Origin of the sequence: unidentified bacterial endosymbiont (assembly GCF_918797525.1) — a bacterium.
Taxonomy (GTDB): Bacteria; Pseudomonadota; Gammaproteobacteria; order Enterobacterales; family Enterobacteriaceae; genus Enterobacter.
The window spans coordinates 1,955,305-1,976,344 of record NZ_OU963893.1 but is presented as its reverse complement, the minus strand read 5'-3'; the positions used below and the strand labels follow the sequence as shown (position 1 = coordinate 1,976,344).

General features: G+C 52.5%; 21 protein-coding genes, 2 tRNA genes and 1 pseudogene. 13 read left to right on the top strand and 11 right to left on the bottom strand.

Annotated elements, in window-relative coordinates:
- Nucleotide 1: 1 nt before the first annotated feature.
- Nucleotides 2–652, bottom strand: a complete 651-nt coding sequence (locus NL510_RS09420) for a YceH family protein (protein WP_253383992.1) — start codon at nt 650–652, stop codon at nt 2–4.
- Nucleotides 653–661: 9 nt separating this feature from the next.
- Complete coding sequence (gene rimJ, locus NL510_RS09415; protein ID WP_253383991.1) at nt 662–1,246, bottom strand: ribosomal protein S5-alanine N-acetyltransferase; 585 nt, start codon at nt 1,244–1,246, stop codon at nt 662–664.
- Between the two features lie 281 nt (nt 1,247–1,527).
- On the opposite strand from rimJ, the gene NL510_RS09410 reads away from it, so the two are divergent.
- From NL510_RS09410 to NL510_RS09380, 7 genes are all read left to right on the top strand, one after another.
- Entirely contained in the window at nt 1,528–2,088 is a 561-nt protein-coding gene (locus NL510_RS09410) for a lipoprotein (protein ID WP_253383990.1), read from the top strand.
- 125 nt (nt 2,089–2,213) lie between these two features.
- Complete coding sequence (gene pyrC, locus NL510_RS09405) at nt 2,214–3,260, top strand: dihydroorotase (protein ID WP_253383989.1); 1,047 nt, start codon at nt 2,214–2,216, stop codon at nt 3,258–3,260.
- Between the two features lie 74 nt (nt 3,261–3,334).
- Nucleotides 3,335–3,580, top strand: a complete 246-nt coding sequence (gene dinI, locus NL510_RS09400; RefSeq protein WP_253383988.1) for a DNA damage-inducible protein I — start codon at nt 3,335–3,337, stop codon at nt 3,578–3,580.
- A gap of 274 nt (nt 3,581–3,854) precedes the next feature.
- Complete coding sequence (gene bssS, locus NL510_RS09395; protein ID WP_253383987.1) at nt 3,855–4,109, top strand: biofilm formation regulator BssS; 255 nt, start codon at nt 3,855–3,857, stop codon at nt 4,107–4,109.
- A gap of 116 nt (nt 4,110–4,225) precedes the next feature.
- Nucleotides 4,226–5,344 (top strand): N-methyl-L-tryptophan oxidase, encoded by a 1,119-nt coding sequence (solA, locus tag NL510_RS09390; protein WP_253383986.1) that lies wholly within the window; start codon nt 4,226–4,228, stop codon nt 5,342–5,344.
- Between the two features lie 328 nt (nt 5,345–5,672).
- Nucleotides 5,673–6,239 carry a cytochrome b gene (locus tag NL510_RS09385; protein ID WP_253383985.1) on the top strand — a complete coding sequence of 189 codons (567 nt, stop codon included), beginning with the start codon at nt 5,673–5,675 and terminating at the stop codon, nt 6,237–6,239.
- Between the two features lies 1 nt (nt 6,240).
- Nucleotides 6,241–6,819 carry a YceI family protein gene (locus tag NL510_RS09380; protein ID WP_253383984.1) on the top strand — a complete coding sequence of 193 codons (579 nt, stop codon included), beginning with the start codon at nt 6,241–6,243 and terminating at the stop codon, nt 6,817–6,819.
- A 41-nt stretch (nt 6,820–6,860) separates the two neighbouring features.
- Here the strand turns inward: NL510_RS09380 and trhO are convergent, their stop codons facing one another.
- Nucleotides 6,861–7,910: an oxygen-dependent tRNA uridine(34) hydroxylase TrhO gene (trhO, locus tag NL510_RS09375; protein ID WP_253383983.1), complete on the bottom strand. Its 1,050-nt coding sequence runs from the start codon at nt 7,908–7,910 to the stop codon at nt 6,861–6,863.
- Between the two features lie 221 nt (nt 7,911–8,131).
- Between trhO and NL510_RS09370 the strand changes: the two genes are divergently transcribed.
- From NL510_RS09370 to NL510_RS09360, 3 genes are all read left to right on the top strand, one after another.
- Nucleotides 8,132–9,058 (top strand): Kdo(2)-lipid IV(A) acyltransferase, encoded by a 927-nt coding sequence (locus tag NL510_RS09370; protein WP_253383982.1) that lies wholly within the window; start codon nt 8,132–8,134, stop codon nt 9,056–9,058.
- A gap of 141 nt (nt 9,059–9,199) precedes the next feature.
- Complete coding sequence (gene mdtG / locus NL510_RS09365) at nt 9,200–10,417, top strand: multidrug efflux MFS transporter MdtG (protein ID WP_253383981.1); 1,218 nt, start codon at nt 9,200–9,202, stop codon at nt 10,415–10,417.
- Nucleotides 10,418–10,620: 203 nt separating this feature from the next.
- Nucleotides 10,621–11,010 (top strand): MysB family protein, encoded by a 390-nt coding sequence (locus NL510_RS09360; protein ID WP_253383980.1) that lies wholly within the window; start codon nt 10,621–10,623, stop codon nt 11,008–11,010.
- Between the two features lie 6 nt (nt 11,011–11,016).
- Here NL510_RS09360 and NL510_RS09355 read toward each other — a convergent pair whose 3' ends face one another.
- From NL510_RS09355 to mdoG, 3 genes are all read right to left on the bottom strand, one after another.
- Nucleotides 11,017–11,244 (bottom strand): YceK/YidQ family lipoprotein, encoded by a 228-nt coding sequence (locus tag NL510_RS09355; protein WP_253383979.1) that lies wholly within the window; start codon nt 11,242–11,244, stop codon nt 11,017–11,019.
- Between the two features lie 61 nt (nt 11,245–11,305).
- Nucleotides 11,306–13,834, bottom strand: a complete 2,529-nt coding sequence (mdoH, locus tag NL510_RS09350) for a glucans biosynthesis glucosyltransferase MdoH (RefSeq protein ID WP_253383978.1) — start codon at nt 13,832–13,834, stop codon at nt 11,306–11,308.
- Nucleotides 13,827–15,380, bottom strand: a complete 1,554-nt coding sequence (mdoG, locus tag NL510_RS09345; RefSeq protein ID WP_253383977.1) for a glucans biosynthesis protein MdoG — start codon at nt 15,378–15,380, stop codon at nt 13,827–13,829. Before mdoG ends, mdoH begins: the two co-directional genes overlap by 8 nt.
- Nucleotides 15,381–15,635: 255 nt before the next feature.
- Here mdoG and mdoC point away from each other — a divergent pair, with 255 nt between their 5' ends.
- Nucleotides 15,636–16,772, top strand: a complete 1,137-nt coding sequence (gene mdoC / locus NL510_RS09340; protein WP_253383976.1) for a glucans biosynthesis protein MdoC — start codon at nt 15,636–15,638, stop codon at nt 16,770–16,772.
- A gap of 35 nt (nt 16,773–16,807) precedes the next feature.
- Here mdoC and ymdB read toward each other — a convergent pair whose 3' ends face one another.
- The 5 genes and pseudogenes from ymdB to ghrA form a co-directional block, all read right to left on the bottom strand.
- The gene (ymdB, locus tag NL510_RS09335; RefSeq protein ID WP_253383975.1) at nt 16,808–17,350 is read right to left on the bottom strand and encodes an O-acetyl-ADP-ribose deacetylase; all 543 of its coding nucleotides are present in this window, start codon (nt 17,348–17,350) and stop codon (nt 16,808–16,810) included.
- Between the two features lie 106 nt (nt 17,351–17,456).
- The gene (locus NL510_RS09330) at nt 17,457–17,777 is read right to left on the bottom strand and encodes a YmdA family protein (RefSeq protein WP_436299129.1); all 321 of its coding nucleotides are present in this window, start codon (nt 17,775–17,777) and stop codon (nt 17,457–17,459) included.
- 447 nt (nt 17,778–18,224) lie between these two features.
- Nucleotides 18,225–18,706, bottom strand: a pseudogene (locus NL510_RS09325) (DUF1097 domain-containing protein).
- 96 nt (nt 18,707–18,802) lie between these two features.
- The gene (locus NL510_RS09320; RefSeq protein ID WP_253383973.1) at nt 18,803–19,357 is read right to left on the bottom strand and encodes a TorD/DmsD family molecular chaperone; all 555 of its coding nucleotides are present in this window, start codon (nt 19,355–19,357) and stop codon (nt 18,803–18,805) included.
- Nucleotides 19,358–19,514: 157 nt separating this feature from the next.
- On the bottom strand, nt 19,515–20,453 hold the full coding sequence (ghrA, locus tag NL510_RS09315) for a glyoxylate/hydroxypyruvate reductase GhrA (RefSeq protein ID WP_253383972.1): 939 nt from the start codon (nt 20,451–20,453) through the stop codon (nt 19,515–19,517).
- 233 nt (nt 20,454–20,686) lie between these two features.
- Between ghrA and NL510_RS09310 the strand changes: the two genes are divergently transcribed.
- Both NL510_RS09310 and NL510_RS09305 read left to right on the top strand, forming a co-directional pair.
- Nucleotides 20,687–20,774: transfer RNA gene (locus NL510_RS09310), tRNA-Ser, on the top strand.
- A gap of 175 nt (nt 20,775–20,949) precedes the next feature.
- A tRNA-Ser gene (locus tag NL510_RS09305) sits at nt 20,950–21,037 on the top strand.
- Nucleotides 21,038–21,040 lie beyond the last annotated feature (3 nt).

Genomic DNA, 21,040 nt, shown 5'->3' with positions numbered 1-21,040 from the left:
CTTAATCTCCCAGGTGAGCCAGCAAGGCACCCAGACGTTGCTTTAGCCCGGCGACCTCTTCTTCCAGCGCCTGCACGCGCGCCGCCAGACTGCCATGGGCCACTGGCGCGTCAGATTCGCTCGCCAGCGCGGCGGCGTCAACCTCACCGCTGAACAGATGCATATAGCGGCTTTCGCGTTTACCCGGCTCCCGGGCCAGCCGCACCACGTAAGGGCCGTCCTCACGCGAGACAAGCCCCTCCAGCGTCTTCTCGACTTCCTGCATATCACTGAACTCATGCATTCGCGACCCACGCGTACGTAGCTCGCCCGGCGTCTGTGCCCCGCGCAGCAAAAGGGTGGTTATCACCGCCACTTCAGCGCCGCTCAGCTTCAAATCACCAAATTCGGAATTACAAAAACGCTGCTCGTATTTGGTCACGCGGTTGCCAAAACCACTGACGGTGCGCAAATAGTGGCGCTTAACCAGTTCATCCAGCACCTCCTGCACCTCATGGTCACCAAGGTTCATCACCGGTTCCCGGTTGGTCTTTTGATTACACGCCATCGTGACGGCATTCACCGAGAGGGGATACTGTTCCGGCGTAGTGACCTGTTTTTCCAGCAAGCAGCCGATAACACGCGCTTCAGTCGCGCTTAACTGATATTTCATGGTTTCTCCTTAACGGCCTGCGGTCCAGTCCCGGGTGGTTAATGCGGTGAGAACGTGGTCTTGCCACTCGCCATCAATCAGCAGATAGTCTTTGGCATAGCCCTCTTTCTCGAACCCTAAACGCGCCAGTAAATTTCCGCTGCGCTGATTATGCGGCATGTAGTTGGCCATAATGCGGTGAATATGCTGGGTACGCTGCATATAGCGGATCGCGACCATTAACGCTTCATACATCATCCCCTGCCCCTGCCATTTCTGACCGAGGGAGTAACCGAGATAACAGGCGTGAAACGATCCACGCACCACGTTAGAAAAGTTGGCGATACCCAGGATCTCCTTTTCTTGTGGATCCAGCAGTGCGAAATAGAATGCGCTTCCCTGCTTATGAAACTCCGCGATCATGCTAAGACGCGCCTGCCAGCCTGACGGGTAGCAATGGCTTTCATCCCGAATGGGTTCCCAGGGTTTTAAAAACTGGCGATTCTCGGCGTAATAGTCCGCCAGCCGCCAGGCATCACGCTCATGCACCAGACGAACGACCAGCCTGTCCGTTGTCAGACGCACTTTTGGCACATTACTGCGATAGCCAAACATCGATACCACTCCTTCCCATCACTTCATCTCTGCCATTAGCTTTACTATACCTGCGCCTGCGCCGTCTGTGAAAACAGTGACATACCATTTTGACCTCTTTTCACATTTTTCGATGAGAACTCTGTATCAACGCACCCTTTTTGTAAAAATTTTGCCTGGCCCTTCTCTCTGGCGCGCGTCGTTCCCGCCATTCTTATCAGTTTATTCTGCTGGTTTCTGCCATTTTACCCTGACATACTGCCTGTCAGGACTGAAGCGCTGATTTTTCGTTGAGGAACACTATGAAAAAGATTGTCATTGCCGCGGCATTCATTGTCAGCGGCCTGCTGGTAGGCTGTAATCAACTCACACAATATACTGTCAGCGAACAGGAAATTAATCAGGCGCTGGAAAAACATAACAATTTTTCTAAGGACATTGGCGTACCTGGGCTTGCCGATGCGCATATCGTGCTCAGCAACCTCACCAGCCAGATTGGGCGTGAAGAGCCAAACAAAATTACCCTTGCCGGTGATGCAAAGCTGGACATGACGTCGCTCTTTGGTAATCAGAAAGCCAATATCAGGTTAAAGCTGAAAGCGCTGCCGGTCTTTAACAAAGAAAAAGGGGCCATTTTCCTGCAGGAAATGGAAGTGGTCGATGCAGAGGTCTCTCCGGACAAAATGAAGCCGATTCTGCAAACTCTGTTGCCGTACCTCAATCAATCGCTACGCAATTATTTTAATCAACAGCCGGCGTATGTCTTAAGTGAAGATAAAAGCAAGGGAGAAGCGCTCGCGAAAAAATATGCAAAAGGTATAGAGGTGAAGCCAGGACAAATCATCATTCCTTTTACTGATTAACCTGAGGGCGCAAACGCGCCCCTTTTTTTACGGAAACATGTGCAAACGAAAACGTTTCCGCCTATGATTTGTGTCCGGCATAAACAGCCATCCTTGTGACTGAATTCTGACAAGCCGGAGCTTCCATGACTGCACAACCCCAGGTTCTTAAAATCCGCCGCCCAGACGACTGGCATATCCATCTGCGTGATGGCGATATGCTAAATACCGTCGTCCCTTATACCAGCGAAATCTATGGCCGCGCGATTGTCATGCCTAACCTGGTTCCGCCAGTCACCACCGTCGATGCCGCTATCGCTTATCGCCAGCGTATTCTGGATGCCGTTCCCACCGGGCATGATTTTACCCCGCTGATGACCTGCTACCTGACCGACTCACTCGACCCGGACGACGTGGAACGCGGATTTAACGAAGGGGTTTTCACCGCCGCGAAACTCTACCCGGCCAACGCTACCACCAACTCCAGCCACGGCGTCACCAGCATCGACGCCATCATGCCGGTTCTGGAACGGATGCAAAAACTGGGCATGCCACTGCTGGTGCACGGTGAAGTCACCCACGCCGAGATCGACATCTTCGATCGTGAAGCCCGTTTCATCGAAACCGTAATGGAGCCGCTGCGCCAGCGCCTCCCGGCGCTGAAGGTGGTTTTTGAACATATCACCACCAAAGATGCCGCCGACTATGTGCGCGAGGGTAACGAACTGATCGCCGCCACTATTACGCCTCAGCACCTGATGTTTAACCGCAACCATATGCTGGTTGGCGGCGTTCGTCCGCATCTGTATTGCCTTCCCGTTCTCAAGCGAAATATCCACCAGCAGGCGCTGCGTGAACTGGTGGCCAGCGGTTTTTCACGCGCGTTTCTGGGTACCGACTCCGCCCCCCATGCGCGGCATCGTAAAGAATCGTGCTGTGGCTGCGCGGGCTGTTTCAACGCCCCTACCGCGCTCGCGAGCTACGCGACCGTGTTTGAAGAGATGAACGCGCTGGACCATTTTGACGCTTTCTGTTCTGTTAATGGTCCGCGTTTTTATGGCCTGCCGATGAACGAGACGTTTATTGAGCTGGAGCGCAAAGAGCGCCTGGTTGAGGAATCTATTCCTCTGACGGATGACACGCTGATCCCCTTCCTGGCTGGTGAAACCGTGCGCTGGACGGTAAAACGCTAGAAAATCGCAGCCCCTTGTTGCCAAAAGGATGACTTAACTGTATAAATAACCAGTATATCAGACAGGGGGCATTTATGCGTATTGAAGTCACCGTAGCCAAAACTACCGTATTACCCGCTGGCGCACTCGATGCACTGGCAGGTGAGTTATCCCGTCGTATTCACTCTACCTTTCCAGAAAACCCCAGCGCCGTCACGGTAAGGTACGCCACTGCAAACAATCTGTCCGTCCTTGGCGGCGCAAAAGAAGATAAAGACCGGATCAGCGAAATCCTGCAGGAAACGTGGGAAAGTGCCGAAGACTGGTTCATTACCGATTAAAACGTTCTCCCTCATTGTGTTTTTTGCCGGGTCGCCCCGGCTTTTTTTGTTATCTTAAACCTTCAAAGCTCAAAATAATTCAGCATCTTCTTAGAAAATCGTGAACAAAATGGTGTTTTATTGTTCGAAGAATCCTAAAATACAGAAAAATGTGTTGCCAGCTATTTATTTTTCTCTTCGTAGCCCTTATTACTTGTATACTGAAGTTGCTTTCAGAAAAACATGCATTGAACCTCAAAGCCGTTGTCTTCTAACACGCATTAAGGGGGTTATCATGGTAAAGAATAGTGATGTCATCCAGACCCACCCGCTCGTCGGCTGGGATATCAGTACCGTAGATAGCTACGATGCGCTGATGCTGCGTTTGCACTACCAGACCCCAGATCAACTCAACCGTGAAGAAGCGGAAGTTGGACAAACGCTATGGCTTACGACAGATGTCGCTCGTCAGTTTATTTCTATTTTAGAAGCAGGCATTGCCAAAATCGAGTCTGGTGACTACCAGGAAAATGAGTATAAACGGCATTAATCCTCTGCCCACTTTTCACTCAACAGGCACCCTCGCGGTGCCTTATTTATTTCTCCCTTGTATCTCCTGCGGATGTTAATTACTCTGCTAACAAAGCGTTAGTTTATGAGATACCTATGGAATACGACTTAATCGTTATGGGTAGCGGCTCCGTTGGATCCGCCGCCGGTTATTATGCCACCCGGGCCGGTTTAAAGGTACTGATGGTAGATGCCCACCTGCCGCCGCACTCGGAAGGCAGCCATCACGGCGATACCCGACTCATGCGTCACGCTTACGGTGAAGGTGAACGCTATGTTCCGCTGGTGCTCCGCGCCCAGACGCTGTGGGATGAGCTGGCAACGCTGAGCGAAGAACGGATATTCGAACGCACGGGCGTGATCAACCTCGGCCCTGCCCGTTCTGAATTTCTCGCTACCGTCGAACACAGCGCAAAGGTTTTTAATCTTGATGTAGAGCGGTTAGATGCGCCAGGCATCATGCAACGCTGGCCGGAAATTAACGTTCCGGATGATTATATCGGGCTGTATGAAGCTAACTCTGGTGTATTGCACTGTGAGGCCGCGATTAAAACCTGGATCGATCTCGCTGCCAAAGCAGGCTGTGCCCAGCTTTTCAATTGTCCGGTGCAAGCCATTGCGCACCACGCTAAAGGCGTAACGGTCACTACCCCGGACGGCGAATATTCAGCGACGCGTCTGCTGATTAGCGCAGGAACCTGGGTTACCCGGCTCGTACCCAACCTGCCCGTACAGCCAGTGCGCAAGGTCTTCTCATGGTTCCAGTCTGATGGTCGTTACAGTTCGCAGAATAAATTCCCGGCATTTACCGGCGAGTTGCCCAACGGAGACCAGTTCTACGGCTTCCCGTCGGAGAAAGACGCGCTTAAAATTGGTAAACACAACGGGGGCCAAATCATCACCTCTCAGGAAGACCGCAAACCTTTCGGCGCCTGTCCCGAGGATGGTTCTGAAGCCTTTGCATTTCTGCGAAATATCTTACCCGGCGTCGGTGGCCTACTTTATGGCGCAACCTGTACCTACGACAACACGCCAGATGAAGATTTTATCATTGACACCCTACCCTCACATGCCAACACCTTGCTCATTACCGGGCTTAGCGGTCACGGCTTTAAGTTTGCTTCCGTTTTAGGTGAGATTGCCGCCCAGTTTGCCCAGGGTATTACGCCACCGTTTGATCTCACGCCTTTCTCGCTCTCGCGTTTTATACCCTAATTAAGTCAAGGTGCAGCCAACGCACATGCAACTTGAAATGTGACGGGTATACCCGATAACCCCTCCAGGCTCCGAATATGCGGAGCCGTTTTATTAAGCAGAGTATTTTACTAAAAAGCACTGACAATTACTGACACTACTTTGAATTTTTTTAAACATAACCGAGGCTATGTATGCGGCTTACTCGAAGCCACTGAATTAGCTTTACGCAATACCTTCAAAATAGCTGAAATAAGAAAAATAAAAATAATTATCTATTTATTTCAGTTGCAATATCTTTCTCTGCCATTCATTTTATCTGTTCTAATATTTGAGAATGGTAACCGCTATGCAATTGCGTAACACTTCCCGGCGCTACGGGTTGATATCCATAGGCTTGCACTGGATATTTGCTGTTGCCGTGTATGCCATGTTCGGACTTGGGCTGTGGATGGTAACGCTCAGCTATTACGATGGCTGGTATCATCAGGCGCCGGAGTTGCATAAAAGCATCGGTGTTCTGCTGATGATGGGGCTGGTGATTCGTGTAATCTGGCGACATATTTCTCCACCGCCTGTCGCACCGAAAAGCCACAGTTCATTCACTCGTTTGAGTGCCGTTGCTGCGCATATCGCCCTTTATGCTCTGCTCTTCGCCATCCTGATTAGCGGCTATCTGATTTCAACGGCAGACGGAAAGCCTGTTAGCGTCTTTGGGCTTTTTGAGATCCCCGCTACGCTTGCCGATGCAGGCGTACAGGCTGACACCGCCGGGGTTGTCCATCTCTGGCTGGCGTGGAGCGTGGTGATCCTTTCGGTTTTACACGGGCTTGCCGCCCTCAAACATCATTTCATCGATAAAGACGATACGCTCAAGCGCATGCTTGGCCGATCGTCAATTGACTCTGGAGCATAAAATGAAAAAACGCCTGTTAGGTATCGCATTAGGTTCTCTGTTATTCACCACCGGTTCAGCCGTTGCGGCTGATTATAAAATTGATAAAGAAGGCCAGCACGCTTTCATCAATTTCCGTATTCAACATCTTGGCTATAGCTGGCTGTATGGCACCTTCAAGGATTTTGACGGGACATTCAGCTTTGATGAGAAAAATCCTGCATCCGATAAAGTCAGTGTGACGATTAATACCAACAGCGTGGACACGAACCACGCTGAACGTGATAAACATTTACGCAGCGCTGAATTCCTGAACGTCTCTAAATTCCCGCAGGCCACGTTCACCTCTAAAGAGGTGAAAAAGGAGGGGGATAAGCTGGATATTACCGGCGATCTGACGCTGAACGGCGTGACGAAACCGGTCACTCTGGATGCGAAATTAATTGGCCAGGGCGACGATCCGTGGGGTGGCAAACGCGCAGGTTTTGAAGCTTCGGGCAAAATTAGCCTGAAAGATTTTAATATCACAACGGATTTAGGCCCTGCTTCCAAGGATGTGGAACTGATTATCTCTGTTGAAGGGGTTAAGCAGAAATCATAAAAAAGCGGCCCGGCGAACGTTCGTTCTCCCGGGCGCTCTTCTTACTCAGGATCGGGAATACCGAGTTTGGTATTCAGCCGGCCACGGGATTTATTAAAGATCTTGTTCCCGTTCTCACGCCCTGCGCGACGGCGACGTTGCTCTTCTTCCGGCAGCACACTCTCTTCACTGCACAGTTCACTACAGCAGCCGTTGAACTTTTCGGCACAGCCCGGGCACTGAATAAACAGCAAATGACAACCGTCATTTTTACAGTTCGTATGCGTGTCGCACGGCGTACCACACTGATGACAATGCGAAATGACATCATCTGAAATGCGCTCGCCCATACGTTCGTCGAAGACAAAGTTTTTACCCATAAAACGTACCGGTAAACCCTGCTCACGGGCACGGCGAGCATATTCAATAATGCCGCCTTCAATGTGCCAGACCTTGTTGAAGCCGTTATGTTTCATCCAGGCACTGGCTTTTTCGCAGCGGATCCCACCGGTGCAGTACATCACGATCTTTTTGTCTTTATGCTCCTGCATCATCTCAACCGCTTTTGGCAGTTGCTCGCGAAAGGTGTCCGCCGGGATTTCCATCGCGTTCTCGAAATGGCCCACTTCATATTCATAGTGGTTACGCATATCAATAAACACAGCATCCGGGTCATCAAGCATCGCGTTTACTTCGGCAGCCTTGAGATACTCGCCCACATCACCGGCATTAAAACCTGGATCGTCAATGCCATCCGCCACAATGCGATCGCGCACTTTCATACGCAGTACCCAGAACGATTTACCGTCATCATCCAGGGCTATGTTCATCCGTAACCCATTGAGGGCCGGGTCAAAACCATACAGAAAAGCACGGAATGCGCTAACGTTGCTTTCCGGCACGCTAATTTGCGCGTTGATCCCCTCGCGCGCGAGGTAGACGCGCCCGAACACGTTCAGCGAAGTGAAGGCTTGATAAAGACGATCGCGGGTGGTTTGCGGATCGTTAATAGTAAAATATTTGTAGAATGAGATCGTTGTGCGCGGTTCGGTTTCAGCTAACATGCGCGCTTTCAACATCTCATTCGATACGCGGTTGTGTAACACTGGCATGGTGTACAAGTCCTGCAATCGTGTGTGAGAATTAAAATCGGTCGGCATCATATAGCAAACAAAGCCAATTTACATCCATACATTTTACGCTACATTTCATACGGTCTGATGAAACAGGTTTTACATTTACCGCTTTCGGGCACGTTTCGAAGAGACACATTTTGGCTATGCTGCAAAAAATGAGATACTAGCCAGACAGGACGTTAGAACACAGGAAAGACATGACCCAGTTACCCAAATTTACTCCCGCCCTTTTGCATCCCCGCCATTGGTTAACCTGGACAGGAATCGGCATCTTGTGGCTTGTCGTGCAGCTTCCCTATCCTGTTCTTTTTCATACGGGAAAATGGCTGGGGCGTCTTGCCCTGACGTTCATGAAACGCCGCGCCAGTATTGCTTACCGTAACCTGGAACTCGCCTTTCCGCAGATGAGCCTTGCCGAGCGTAAAGAGAGGGTAGTGAAAAATTTCGAATCCGTTGGAATGGGGTTGATTGAAACAGGGATGGCGTGGTTCTGGTCAGACAAACGCATGGCCCGCTGGACGGAAGTTGCTGGCACCGGGATGGAGCCAGTACATACGCTTCAGGCCAATAAGACTGGCGTTTTGTTGATTGGCGTTCACTTTCTTACGCTGGAGATCGGTGCGCGTATGTTCGGCATGCAGGCTCCCGGGATTGGCGTTTATCGCCCGAATGACAACCCGGTTATTGACTTGCTACAGACCTGGGGACGCATGCGTTCCAATAAAAGCATGATCGACCGTAAAGATCTAAAGGGGATGATCCGTGCTCTGAAGTCAGGTGAGGTGATTTGGTATGCTCCCGATCACGACTACGGCCCACAGTCCAGCGTGTTTGTTCCCTTTTTTGCCGTTGATGAGGCGGCAACAACCACCGGTACCTGGATGCTGGCGCGAATGTCTAAAGCCGCGATTGTTCCCTTTGTGCCCCGGCGTAAACCGGATGGCTCAGGCTACCAGTTAATCATGCTGGAACCGGAGCTGTCTCCACCGCTGGACGATGCTGAGACGACGGCCCGCTGGATGAACGGCATAGTCGAAAAATGCATTATGCTCGCTCCGGAGCAGTACATGTGGCTTCATCGCCGCTTCAAAACCCGTCCGGAAGGCGTTCCCTCGCGCTACTGATCCGCATGCGGCCATCCCGGCCGCATGCTGTTTTAGCTTTAAAAGCTCTCCCGCATTGCAGCAGTCATCACCCTGGCGCATAATTAGCAGGCTTATTACTCTCTTGTTAATGGTGCCCTGCACCTCGTCACGCGGATTGTTATGTCACCCTCAGATGTCCCCATAAACTGGAAGCGTAACCTCACGGTTACCTGGCTTGGCTGTTTTCTCACCGGGGCGGCGTTTAGCCTGGTCATGCCCTTTCTTCCTCTCTACGTTGAACAGTTGGGCGTAACGGGACACAGTTCCCTAAATATGTGGTCTGGCCTGGTTTTCAGCATTACCTTCCTGTTTTCGGCTATTGCATCACCCTTCTGGGGTGGGCTGGCCGACCGTAAGGGGCGTAAAATCATGCTGCTGCGCTCTGCGTTGGGAATGGCCATTATCATGGCGCTGATGGGAGTGGCGCAGAACGTCTGGCAGTTCCTGATCCTGCGTGCGTTACTTGGCCTGCTGGGCGGGTTTATCCCGAATGCAAATGCCCTGATTGCCACGCAGATCCCACGGCATAAAAGCGGCTGGGCGCTGGGAACGCTCTCCACCGGGGGCGTGAGCGGCGCGCTGCTTGGCCCGCTTGCGGGTGGGTTACTGGCAGACTGCTATGGCCTGCGGCCGGTCTTTTTCATCACCGCCAGTGTGTTGTTCCTGTGCTTTATCGTCACGATGCTGTGCATCCGTGAAAATTTCACGCCGATTGCCAAAAAAGAGATGCTTAACGCCAGGGATGTGCTCACCTCGCTGAAAAATCCTAAGCTGGTGCTGAGCCTGTTTGTGACGACCCTGATTATTCAGGTAGCGACCGGCTCCATTGCCCCTATCCTGACCTTGTATGTACGGGATCTGGCGGGCAACGTGAGTAATATTGCGTTTATCAGCGGGCTCATTGCCTCCGTACCCGGCGTGGCGGCACTGCTCAGCGCGCCGAGGCTGGGTAAACTGGGCGATCGCGTGGGTCCTGAGAAGATCCTGATATGTGCGCTGATTATTTCCGTCCTGCTGCTTATCCCCATGTCGATGGTGCACGCCCCGTGGCAGCTCGGCCTGTTGCGCTTCTTATTAGGCGCAGCGGATGGCGCATTGTTACCCGCGGTGCAGACCTTACTGGTTTATAACTCTACCAACCAGATTGCCGGTCGTATCTTTAGCTATAACCAGTCATTTCGGGATATCGGCAATGTGACCGGGCCGCTGGTCGGGGCAGGGATTTCCGCCACGTTCGGCTTTCGCGCCGTCTTTATCGTTACGGCGGGCGTGGTCCTGTTTAATGCTTTCTACTCGTGGTTCAGTTTATCCAGGACGTTGCGCCGGGCACCTGAATAATACGCCACCATGTAAAGACACGACAAATACGTATAAGGCTGCACGCTTAAAGAATACTCAAGATCGCATATCAGCAATACCACAACTTTCAATTCGGACTTCCTCTGTAAGACAGAGCACGTAATCTGCTATACACATACGCTTTGACAGTTCGCATTCAGACGCCTATACATTTGATAAACCTAATCATTGAGGAACTCATTATGTCTGACAAAGAATATGCATTCTATAGCACACTGGAAGAAGCTATTGATGCTGCTCGTGAAGCCTTCCTCGCCGATAATCCCGGCATTGAGGAACAAGATGCCGATGTGCAGCAGTTCAATATCCAAAAATATGTTCTGCAGGACGGGGACATCATGTGGCAGGCCGAATTCTTTGCTGATGACAGTCAGGCCGGGGAATGTTTGCCATTATTGAGCGGCGAAGCTGCCCAGGCCGTTTTCGACGGCGAGTTTGACGAAATTGAATTGCGTCAGGAGTGGCTGGAAGAAAATACCCTGCATGAGTGGGATGAGGGTGAATTCCAGCTTGAGCCACCGCTGGATACAGAAGAAGGCCGGGCCGCGGCCGATGAGTGGGATGAGCGCTAAACCGGCTTACTCGTAGGGGCCATGGCTGGCGTCGATGGGAAGCAGCAACGTATCGAAAATAAGCGAGAACGGCAAATCAAGCACGGTCAGGTAACGCCATGTCGAATCGCGCAAGTCCCATTTAACGCCAGGATAATATTGATTGCCATGTCCCTGGCCTGGAATGGTGCGACTGATGATGCTTCCACAGCCGCTCAGCAGCAGTGTCATCATCACCACGATGACTATTTTCATTTCTCACCTCATAAAAATACCGGCATTACGCCGGTATTTTATTTATAGCCAGTCCTGGGACTTACTTCGCCTTCAGCGCCAGTGGATTAAGCTCAAGTGTCTTATAGTAGTTCACCCACGAAGAGTATTTCTCCGGCGCAGACCACACGCGATAGTGAAGTCGGGACAGGGTGACCGGATCGCTTAGCAGAACCAGACGACGGTCGCGGTTCAGTTTTTCCGGCGTTTCGTTTAAAGCCTGCTCAACGTGACGATCGCGAGCAATTTCCAGCACCTGACTTGCACGGTGACGCGCAGTCGCCATAGCCGTCGCGAGGGCATTGAATGACGGGTTGAACACCGCGTGAATAAAGCCATCACTCAAAGAGCGGCGACGGTTAAGCTCAAGGTATTTGTCCGTATCAACCAGTACCTGCGGCGGTGAATACTCTTCCGGGATCAGGAACAGCTTCCAGCGCTTGGTTCGCAAACCTATCGTCGAGCGGCTTGAGATCACCGACACAAACGGTGACAGGATCAGCGAGAAGACGATAGGTGCCAGCCAGAACAGGAAGCGGAGATCCAGCCACGCCATGCCAGCGGCCCACACCAGGCCCAACAACAGCTGGGAACCGTGGCGCATAAAGGCTTCACTCCACGGCGTAGAGTCATCGTCGCGCTGTGGTGAGTTCCAGACCACTTCCCATCCCAGGAAGGCGCTGACCACAAACACGGTGTGAAACAGCATGCGAACCGGAGCCAAAAGCACGGAGAACAATACCTCCAGCAGCAGAGAGATCGTCACGCGGCAGAATCCGCCGTACTCCTTCGAGCCTTTGCACCAGATAAGAATGATACTGAGCAGCTTAGGTAAGAACAGCAGCACCATGGTTGAGGCAAACAGCATGATTGCCAGTTCCGGACGCCACTGCGGCCACACCGGGAACAGCTGACGCGGCTGCAGGAAGTACTGCGGTTCCGTCAGGGCATGTACCACCTGTAACGCGGTTGAGAGTGCCAGGAACATGAACCATAGCGGTGCAGACAGATAGGACATCACCCCCGTCAGGAATACCGCACGGTGCACCGGGTGCATCCCTTTCACCAGGAACAGGCGGAAGTTCATCAGGTTACCGTGGCACCAGCGACGGTCACGCTTAAGCTCATCCAGCAGGTTCGGCGGCAGCTCTTCATACGATCCAGGCAGATCGTAGGCAATCCAGACGCCCCACCCTGCGCGACGCATCAGCGCCGCTTCCACGAAGTCGTGGGACAGAATGGAACCGGCAAAGGAGCCTTCACCTGGCAATGGCGCCAGCGCGCAGTGCTCAATGAACGGTTTCACGCGAATGATGGCGTTGTGGCCCCAGTAGTGAGACTCGCCCAGTTGCCAGAAGTGCAGACCGGCAGTAAACAACGGCCCATAAACCCGAGTCGCGAACTGCTGGCAGCGCGCATAGAGGGTGTCCATACCAGAAGCTTTTGGCGAGGACTGAATGATACCGGCATTCGGGTTAGCCTCCATCAGGCGAACCAGACCGCTCAGGCAGTCACCGCTCATCACGGAGTCTGCATCCAGCACCACCATGTAGCTATACTGATTCCCCCAGCGACGGCAGAAGTCATCAATGTTACCGCTTTTACGCTTCACACGGCGGCGGCGGCGGCGGTAGAAAATCTGGCCTTCGCCCTGCACTTCAGCAATCAGCTCCATCCAGGCTTTTTGCTCTGCCACGCAGATATCCGGGTTGTAACTGTCGCTCAGGATGTAAACGTCGAAATGGGCAGCGTTGCCGGTCGCCTTTACGGACTCCCAGGTTGCCCGCAGCCCCGCGAACACGCGGTCAACGTCTTCATTACAGATAGGCATAATAAGCGCGGTACGGTGCTTGGGATTGAGGGGTTCATCCCCGACCGTCGACGCTGAAATGCTGTATTTGTCTCGCCCCATCAGCAGTTGCAGGAAGCCCATCAGCGCCGTCCAGAAACCGGCAGATACCCAGCAGAAGAGAACGGCAAACAGCAGAAGAATGCCGCTTTGCAGGATATAAGGCAGCAACTGCATGAAGGATACCCAGATATCCTGGCCCACCATGTCAAACGGGTTGATCAGCGCCCAGCCCTGGTATGGCAGAATGGTTTTCATATACCAGGTCGCGACCACCGTTTGCGCCAGCGTTAGCAGCAGCAGCGTGTAGCGACGCAGGGTTCCCACGGTACGCCATTTCTGCTCGGAGGCCTGCTCTTCTTTAGTCAAACGCGACAGGTAGCGCGGGGTAACGTCGCGCCCACGCAAGCGATCCCAGAAACGGCCGACCGGGTTGGTACGCCACGGATCGGGGAACATGGAGGAACGTGTCGCCTTCGGCATCGCCTGGAGCTGGTCGCGTCCTTCGTCGTCTTTGATCAACTGCCCTTCTGCCAGCGACGCTGGCCATGCCTGCTCCAGACGCGCCTTTACTGACCCCAGCGGGGTGTCATCATCACGGGTAAACTGATGATGCTCACCATCCAGCGCCGTTTGCACGGCGCGAATGTCGCTCTTTAGCAGTGCCGCTTTCTCACTATCCGTCAGCGGCAGGGCATCGATATATTCAGATGTATTATTCATTGGCAGGTAGCTGATAGCTCCAGGTTTCACTCAGCGGCTGATCGTTGCTAACCAGCGCAGCACGCATTTCGGTGGTCTGTTTTGGATCTTTCACTTTCACGCGCAGAGTCATGCGCCACCCTTTGGTTACCGGATTGTAACGTACGGAATTCTCAACGATTTCACCGTTATCACCGATGCTGGCCTGGGCGACCACTGCTGTATCTGGAGAGAGTGTTTTCATCTCCTGGCCCGTGAAGTCCACCACAAATGCCACGGTACCGTCAGGCTGACGGATAAGGTTAGACTGCTTCACATCCCCCGTAGAGCGGCGGGTCTGCATGACATAGGCGTTATCCGACGCATGCAGCTTATCTTCATCACGACTAAAGGTAATGGTGTACTTGAAGTTCATCTCTTTACCGGCTTCCGGGAGTTGATCCGGCGTCCAGTAAGCCACGATGTTATCGTTGGTTTCGTCGTTGGTTGGAATTTCAACCAGTTCGACCTTGCCTTTACCCCAGTCGCCTTTTGGTGTTACCCAAGCGCTTGGACGCAAGTCGTAGCGGTCGTCCAGGTCTTCAAAGCGAGAGAACTGACGGCCGCGTTGCAGCAGACCAAAACCTTGTGGGTTTTCCATCGCAAAGCTGCTCACCGCCAGGTGTTTCGGGTTGTTCAGCGGACGCCAGATCCATTCACCATTACCAGCATGAATAGAAAGACCGTTGGAATCATGCAGTTGAGGACGGAAATTCGTCGCCGGCGACGGCTGGTTAGGCCCAAACAGGAACATGCTGGTCAGCGGCGCAACGCCCAATTTGCCCACTTTATCACGCAGGTAAACTTTGGACTGCACGTCAACAATCGAGTCACGCCCTGGCATAATCACGAAGCGGTATGCCCCTGTCGCGCGTGGGGAATCCAACAGTGCGTAAATCGTCAGCCGTTTGTCCGCAGGTTTTGGACGCTCAATCCAGAATTCACGAAAACGTGGGAATTCTTCCCCTGAAGGCAGCGCGGTATCAATGGCCAGGCCACGGGCCGAAAGCCCGTATACCTGCCCCGCGCCAATCACGCGGAAGTAGCTGGCGCCGAGCATGCTGACAATTTCGTCGTTTTTATCTTTGCTGTTGATCGGGTAAAGCACCTTAAAGCCAGCGAAGCCCAGGTCTTTAACTGTGTCTTTGTCATGCTGCACGTTGCCAAAATTGAAATAATCCGGGCTGTACTTAATTTTATGTACTGCGGTCGCCGTCACTTCATTGATAGCAACAGGCGTGTCGAAATACATACCCTGATGATAAAACTCAAGCTTGAACGGGGTTTTAATTTTGTTCCAGTAGGCTTTGTCATGATTAAACTGGATCTGCTGATAGTCCGCGTACTTCATGTCGCGAAAGACGGAGGGCAGGTTACTTTTCGGCGCTTCATAGCTCTTGCCTGCCATCGATTTTGCCTGTTTTGCGACATCGTCGATGGTAAAGGCCAGTGCCGCTGAGGTATACAGGGACAACACCACTGCAACACCCAACCAACGCATTTTCATCATTTGTTGTTTATGTTTCATAATAAGTAAGCACTTCCCCCTTTGTGTGCTTATATCGATCCGATCCATTTTAATGGAAACTCAGGCAATCCGACAACATTATCACTGCTTTGTTCAGCTCGCTGGCTCAGGGATTAAACAAATGAAAGAACCCGCTTTTCACTTTGCGTGCTTATCCTGGAGACAGGGTGTCGGTCTTGGTGTAGGGTTGGCTTCGAATGTAACCACATTGAGCCTTAGGGATAAGGCGAAAAGTCTGAGAATGCACAAAGCTATATGAGCACAACACCTGTACAACGTGAATACTTCCTCGACTCGATCCGGGCATGGCTGATGCTATTAGGGATCCCCTTTCACATTTCATTGATCTACTCCAGCCATACCTGGCACGTAAACAGCCAAATGCCCTCATGGTGGCTCACCCTCTTTAATGACTTTATACACGCCTTCCGTATGCAGGTATTTTTTGTCATTTCAGGTTATTTCTCATATATGCTGTTTTTGCGCTATCCGATAAAGCGCTGGTGGAAAGTGCGCGTGGAGCGCGTCGGTATTCCAATGCTCACCGCCATTCCACTGCTGACGCTGCCTCAGTTCATGATGTTACAGTACGTTAAAGGTAAAACGCAGATCTGGCCTACGCTTTCGCCATACGAAAAATATAACACCCTGGTCTGGGAGCTGGTGTCCCATCTCTGGTTCCTGCTGGTGCTGGTGGTGCTTACGACGGTGAGTGTGCTCATTTTCAGCCGCCTGCGCCGCCACTTGAGCGATGGCGCCGACGCTTTCTTTGCTAACGTTACTCTGGGTAAACTGTCGTTACTCTTTTTATTGCTGGGTATCGCCTGGGCGGCCATAAGACGGACCTTGTTTATTGTTTATCCGCCCATACTGAGCGATGGGTTGTTCAATTTCGTGGTGATGCAAACGCTGTATTACATCCCCTTCTTTTTAATCGGCGCGCTGGCCTTTATCTATCCGAAGCTGAAAGCGTTGTTTACGACGCCCTCCCCCTGGTACATGTTCGGTGCGGCAGTGGCTTTCGTGGCCTATCTGTTGAATCAACGCTACGGCAGCGGCGATGGCTGGATGTACGAAACGGAGAGCGTGATTACCATGCTGCTCGGCCTGTGGATGGTCAATGTGGTGTTTGCGGCAGGCCACCGTCTGCTGAATTTTAAATCCAGCCGGGTCACCTATTTCGTCAACGCATCGCTGTTTATCTATCTTGTTCACCATCCGCTGACGCTGTTCTTCGGGGCCTATATTACGCCGCATATCGCCTCAAACACGCTGGGTTTCTTCACCGGGTTGGTCTTTGTGATTGGCATTGCGGTGGTGCTTTACGAGATCCATCTGCGCATCCCCTTACTGCGATTCCTCTTCTCGGGAAAACCGCAAACCAAAGCCTGATAGCACAGCGGCCCCCCGGTGCGCCGCTGTGCATTTCAGGACTCTAACTCTTGCCTGCGCTGGGTTAACAAGCGCAGATAAAGCTGCGCCGTCTCTTCCTCAAAGCAGACAAAAAATACCTTCTCCGGCAGTGGCTTGAGGGACAGATAGCGATACACGGTATCAACGGCGATTGCCGCCGCAGCGGCTTTAGGATAGCCGTACGCGCCCGTGCTAATGGCCGGGAAGCCCATCGTTTGGTAGCCATTATCAGCGGCAAGACGCAGACAGTTACGGTATGCGTCTTCCAGCAGGCGGGCCTCGTGCTGCTCGCCTCCGTGCCATACCGGCCCCACGGCATGTATCACCGCTTTTGCCGGCAGTTCGCCCGCGAGGGTGATAACGGCATGCCCGGGCGGGCATTCCCCCTGTTGCTGGCGCACCGCTTTGCAGGCCTCTAACAACTGCGGCCCTGCAGCGCGATGGATAGCCCCATCCACGCCCCCGCCGCCCATGAGCGATGAATTTGCTGCATTGACGATCACGTCGACGTGCTGCGTCGTGATATCGCCGTGAATAACCTCAATTTGCGGTCTCATAAATACCCTCTGCTACCCGCCTTTTACTCCAGTGTATCGCAGAGGAGGTCCTGAGAAAAAACTATCGCGGCAAAACCTCTTGCGCCGATCGGCGCAAGAGAGACGCTTAGCGATACTCAATTTTTACAATCGCGAGCGTTTTTTCAGGGTTGAGCCATGACATATTCATAGTGGCAAGGCTGGCGTTGCTTATCTTACCGTTAAGGGCGTCCTCATAGCTGACCATCCGGGTTTGCATCCGGTTATTTTCAGGACATGACATCGCAAGCTGTCGCTGTTGCGGTGTTATCTCACAGGGATCGGCGACAATGGCGCCACGAAAATGGATCACGCCACCGTCAGCAACCGTCGCTGAAAAGGCTGGCGTCACAGAAGCAGAGAGAATCAGGCCAAGGCCTGTAACGAGCTGAGTAAAAAATTTGGTCACCATAAGTACTCCTCAATGAAAATCGTCCTTGAGGGGTAAAGGCTCCATTACGGCAAACGCCACATCAGGCTACAGAACGCGTATTTTGCTCAGCACCTATTAACATCATAGTAACAATGTACGATTGTCGCCACCCCGTTCAACTCATTGATTTTAGGAATGATCAAAAGGCTTCACCCGGGCCAGACCATTGCTGCGATATTATGTCACTGGAGAAGAACATCAGCGGGTGGAGGGCCTACAGGATATTTTCAGCGGTGAGCGTTATTTCGCGCAAAAGCTCGCAAGCTATGTCATCGGCAAACGATAACCCCGGGCGTTAATCCCCTGAAACGCTCAGGGAGGCCAAAGCCCGGATCCGATCCTTATAAAATACTGCGAAATGTCGGTGCCTCCTGATACCTGAGTGGAAGCGCATAAAAAAGGCGAGATCGTTCCCTCGCCTTTTTATTCACTCACCGCAGTGATGTTTTGCATCTTTTCCCGCCGCGCCGCCAGCCACAGGCCGCTGTTCTTCATGGCAAAGCCAAACACTAACCCCAGCGCCAGGGAGGGACGACCAGCTTCCAGTCCCCCTCTCCTGCGAAGGTCGCGCATGCGCCCATAAATGTTCCGGGTACGAACGACAGCAGGATATGCTTTGCCTGAATGCACATTAAAAATGCCACCACGCCCGTCATCGCATAGCCGAGGATCTCCAGATGCGGGGCAAGAGCGCTACCCTTCATAATGATCAGCGCCCAGATAACGCCGCTCATCAGCGTGCAGCCAGAGATAACCCCCCCTTTAATTCCGCCCTGTGGGCAGGCGAAATAAGCCGTACAACCAAGAAAGCCAGCCCAGCTAAGCAAACCCAGAGATACCGCCACCCATCCCCAAAGCCCGGAGAGAATGCCTGTTGTAAGCGCAATACAAACTAATATGTTCATGGCGCGCATCTTAGCAGAAGTGCGCCATAAAAATGCGATCGTGAGCATGTTATATGCAAGTTATAGCTCATCGTTGCAGAATTTATGTGATGCTAATCACTCTTTATTCTCTTCTTCTAATTCATCCCACATGGCGGCGATCGCATCACGGGTCAAGGGAGCCAGCGTTCTCCAGAAGGGTGACGTCGCATGCGCCTCAACTTTACCGAGGAAAGTAGCGCACCATGGCAGCAGGTACTCTTCAAAAAGCGTTTCGATGGCTTCATTTTCCCCCTCCCCTGCATTGTCTTCAATCCACGAGGCGGCCAGCAGCAGCGTACCGAGGTGATCGGCTGGCGTATCGGTGAGCGGCATACCGCGCTCAGACAAAAACGTACGCACTTCCGCTTCCGTTGCCCCTTCCTGCCAGGCCGAGCGGTATGGCGAGACGCGACACTCCTCGCCGACGAACAGTGCATTGTAATCCGTAGAAATCTGCTGCATATCGCAGCTTTTTTGCAGACGCTCAAGCAAATCATCCTGTTCCAGCGGCCAGTTCTGCGCCAGTTTCCCTTCACGAATTAAGGTGAACAGCGGAACCAGCAACGGATCCTGCGGCTGGCGATAATAGAGCGTACCCAGCACACGGCAGATGATTGAAAATTCATTCATTTTTTATTCCATCACACAAGTAAAGATCGGCAAATTCATCAATCGGCGCCATACTGTAGTGGTCAACAAAAACTGGCCACTGCGGTAGAGTTTTTCCAAAGGATAACCGTTATCGGCAGTAAATATTAGCATACACCCGGCTAACGCCGGGTGTCACTTAGTAACCGCGCTGCCTGTCGACCTGTCCCGTCACCGCGTGGCCCAGCTCCATCTCGCTGATTGTATGGGTAATATAGGCCACCGCTTCTGCGGGACGAGTCACCGCCGCCACGTGCGGCGTCATTGCCACACGAGGATGGGCCCAAAGCGGGCTGTCTGTCGGCAGCGGCTCGCGGCTGAATACATCCAGCATCGCCCCTTTAAGTTTGCCGCTGTTCAGGGCAGCCAGCAGGTCGCTTTCAACCAGATGAATGCCGCGCGCCAGGTTCATAAGATAACTCCCATCGGCCAGTTGATTCAGCAGATCTGCATTAATTATCCCGACCGTCTTTGCCGTGTTAGGCAGCAGGTTGATGAGCACACGGGTCTCTTTCAGGAACGCCGGGAGTTCATCAGTTCCGGCAAAACTCTGTACGCCCGGATAATCCTTGCGGCTACGGCTCCAGCAACGCAGTGGAAATCCCCACGGGGCAAGGGCTTCTGTAACCTTCGACCCCAGCACACCCGCGCCCAGAATACCGACGGTGAAATCTTCACGCTGATAATCCGCCAGCGGCTCCCAGTGCGACTGTTGTTTAAAAGCCTGATAATCGTCAAAGCGGCGGAACCAGTGCAGTACCTGACTGACGGCATACTCCTGCATTTGCTGGCCCATGCCGGTATCTTCAAGACGAAACAGGGGAATATCTTCAGGCAGCATTTCCGGGTGTGCTTTCAGTTTGCTCAGAATGGAATCCACTCCGGCCCCGAGGGCAAAAACGGCCTTCAGTTTACGGCCCTGAAGCATCTCAACCGGCGGATGCCAGACCAGCGCATAGTCTGCATGTTCATTATCACCGCCTTTCCATTCACGCACGCGCGCGCCCGGCAACGCTGCGGAAAGCGCCTTAATCCAGTAAGCCGCATCAAACGTGGGGTGATAGAAGATAATATCCATACTCATTCCTGCCTTTTATTGCGCTATTTTGTTTTCATTTTTCAACTGGAAAATCAGCATAACAAATTTTTTTGTCTACCGTGTTGCTGATAAAAAAGCCGCTTTCAGCACATTAAGGAATCAGGTTGTCTGAAGTTTGTCTAAACGCGCCAGTTTACTGAAAAAGTGGGTTGACGGCTGTTCGGCTTTTCCTTACATTAGCGCCCGTTCCGGCAACAACGGGATGACAATACGGTGAGGTGTCCGAGTGGCTGAAGGAGCACGCCTGGAAAGTGTGTATACGGCAACGTATCGAGGGTTCGAACCCCTCTCTCACCGCCACATTTAAGAAAGAGCTCGCATGAAAATGCGGGCTTTTTTTTGGTTGAGCACCAGGTAGAGCTGATTACTGCATAACCGAACAAGCATTTACGCATAAAATCTGCTTGACCGTTTTAGCGCAACTCCCTATAGTAGCGCCCCGTTGCCCCCAAGCGGTCAGGCAGCGAAACAACACGGTGAGGTGTCCGAGTGGCTGAAGGAGCACGCCTGGAAAGTGTGTATACGGCAACGTATCGAGGGTTCGAACCCCTCTCTCACCGCCACAT

Bases quoted from the DNA above. Each gene is read 5' to 3' on its own strand.
- NL510_RS09420 (WP_253383992.1), bottom strand. From the start codon at position 652: ATGAAATATCAGTTAAGCGCGACTGAAGCGCGTGTTATCGGCTGCTTG.
- rimJ (WP_253383991.1), bottom strand. From the start codon at position 1,246: ATGTTTGGCTATCGCAGTAATGTGCCAAAAGTGCGTCTGACAACGGAC.
- NL510_RS09410 (WP_253383990.1), top strand. From the start codon at position 1,528: ATGAAAAAGATTGTCATTGCCGCGGCATTCATTGTCAGCGGCCTGCTG.
- pyrC (WP_253383989.1), top strand. From the start codon at position 2,214: ATGACTGCACAACCCCAGGTTCTTAAAATCCGCCGCCCAGACGACTGG.
- dinI (WP_253383988.1), top strand. From the start codon at position 3,335: ATGCGTATTGAAGTCACCGTAGCCAAAACTACCGTATTACCCGCTGGC.
- bssS (WP_253383987.1), top strand. From the start codon at position 3,855: ATGGTAAAGAATAGTGATGTCATCCAGACCCACCCGCTCGTCGGCTGG.
- solA (WP_253383986.1), top strand. From the start codon at position 4,226: ATGGAATACGACTTAATCGTTATGGGTAGCGGCTCCGTTGGATCCGCC.
- NL510_RS09385 (WP_253383985.1), top strand. From the start codon at position 5,673: ATGCAATTGCGTAACACTTCCCGGCGCTACGGGTTGATATCCATAGGC.
- NL510_RS09380 (WP_253383984.1), top strand. From the start codon at position 6,241: ATGAAAAAACGCCTGTTAGGTATCGCATTAGGTTCTCTGTTATTCACC.
- trhO (WP_253383983.1), bottom strand. From the start codon at position 7,910: ATGCCAGTGTTACACAACCGCGTATCGAATGAGATGTTGAAAGCGCGC.
- NL510_RS09370 (WP_253383982.1), top strand. From the start codon at position 8,132: ATGACCCAGTTACCCAAATTTACTCCCGCCCTTTTGCATCCCCGCCAT.
- mdtG (WP_253383981.1), top strand. From the start codon at position 9,200: ATGTCACCCTCAGATGTCCCCATAAACTGGAAGCGTAACCTCACGGTT.
- NL510_RS09360 (WP_253383980.1), top strand. From the start codon at position 10,621: ATGTCTGACAAAGAATATGCATTCTATAGCACACTGGAAGAAGCTATT.
- NL510_RS09355 (WP_253383979.1), bottom strand. From the start codon at position 11,244: ATGAAAATAGTCATCGTGGTGATGATGACACTGCTGCTGAGCGGCTGT.
- mdoH (WP_253383978.1), bottom strand. From the start codon at position 13,834: ATGAATAATACATCTGAATATATCGATGCCCTGCCGCTGACGGATAGT.
- mdoG (WP_253383977.1), bottom strand. From the start codon at position 15,380: ATGAAACATAAACAACAAATGATGAAAATGCGTTGGTTGGGTGTTGCA.
- mdoC (WP_253383976.1), top strand. From the start codon at position 15,636: ATGAGCACAACACCTGTACAACGTGAATACTTCCTCGACTCGATCCGG.
- ymdB (WP_253383975.1), bottom strand. From the start codon at position 17,350: ATGAGACCGCAAATTGAGGTTATTCACGGCGATATCACGACGCAGCAC.
- NL510_RS09320 (WP_253383973.1), bottom strand. From the start codon at position 19,357: ATGAATGAATTTTCAATCATCTGCCGTGTGCTGGGTACGCTCTATTAT.
- ghrA (WP_253383972.1), bottom strand. From the start codon at position 20,453: ATGGATATTATCTTCTATCACCCCACGTTTGATGCGGCTTACTGGATT.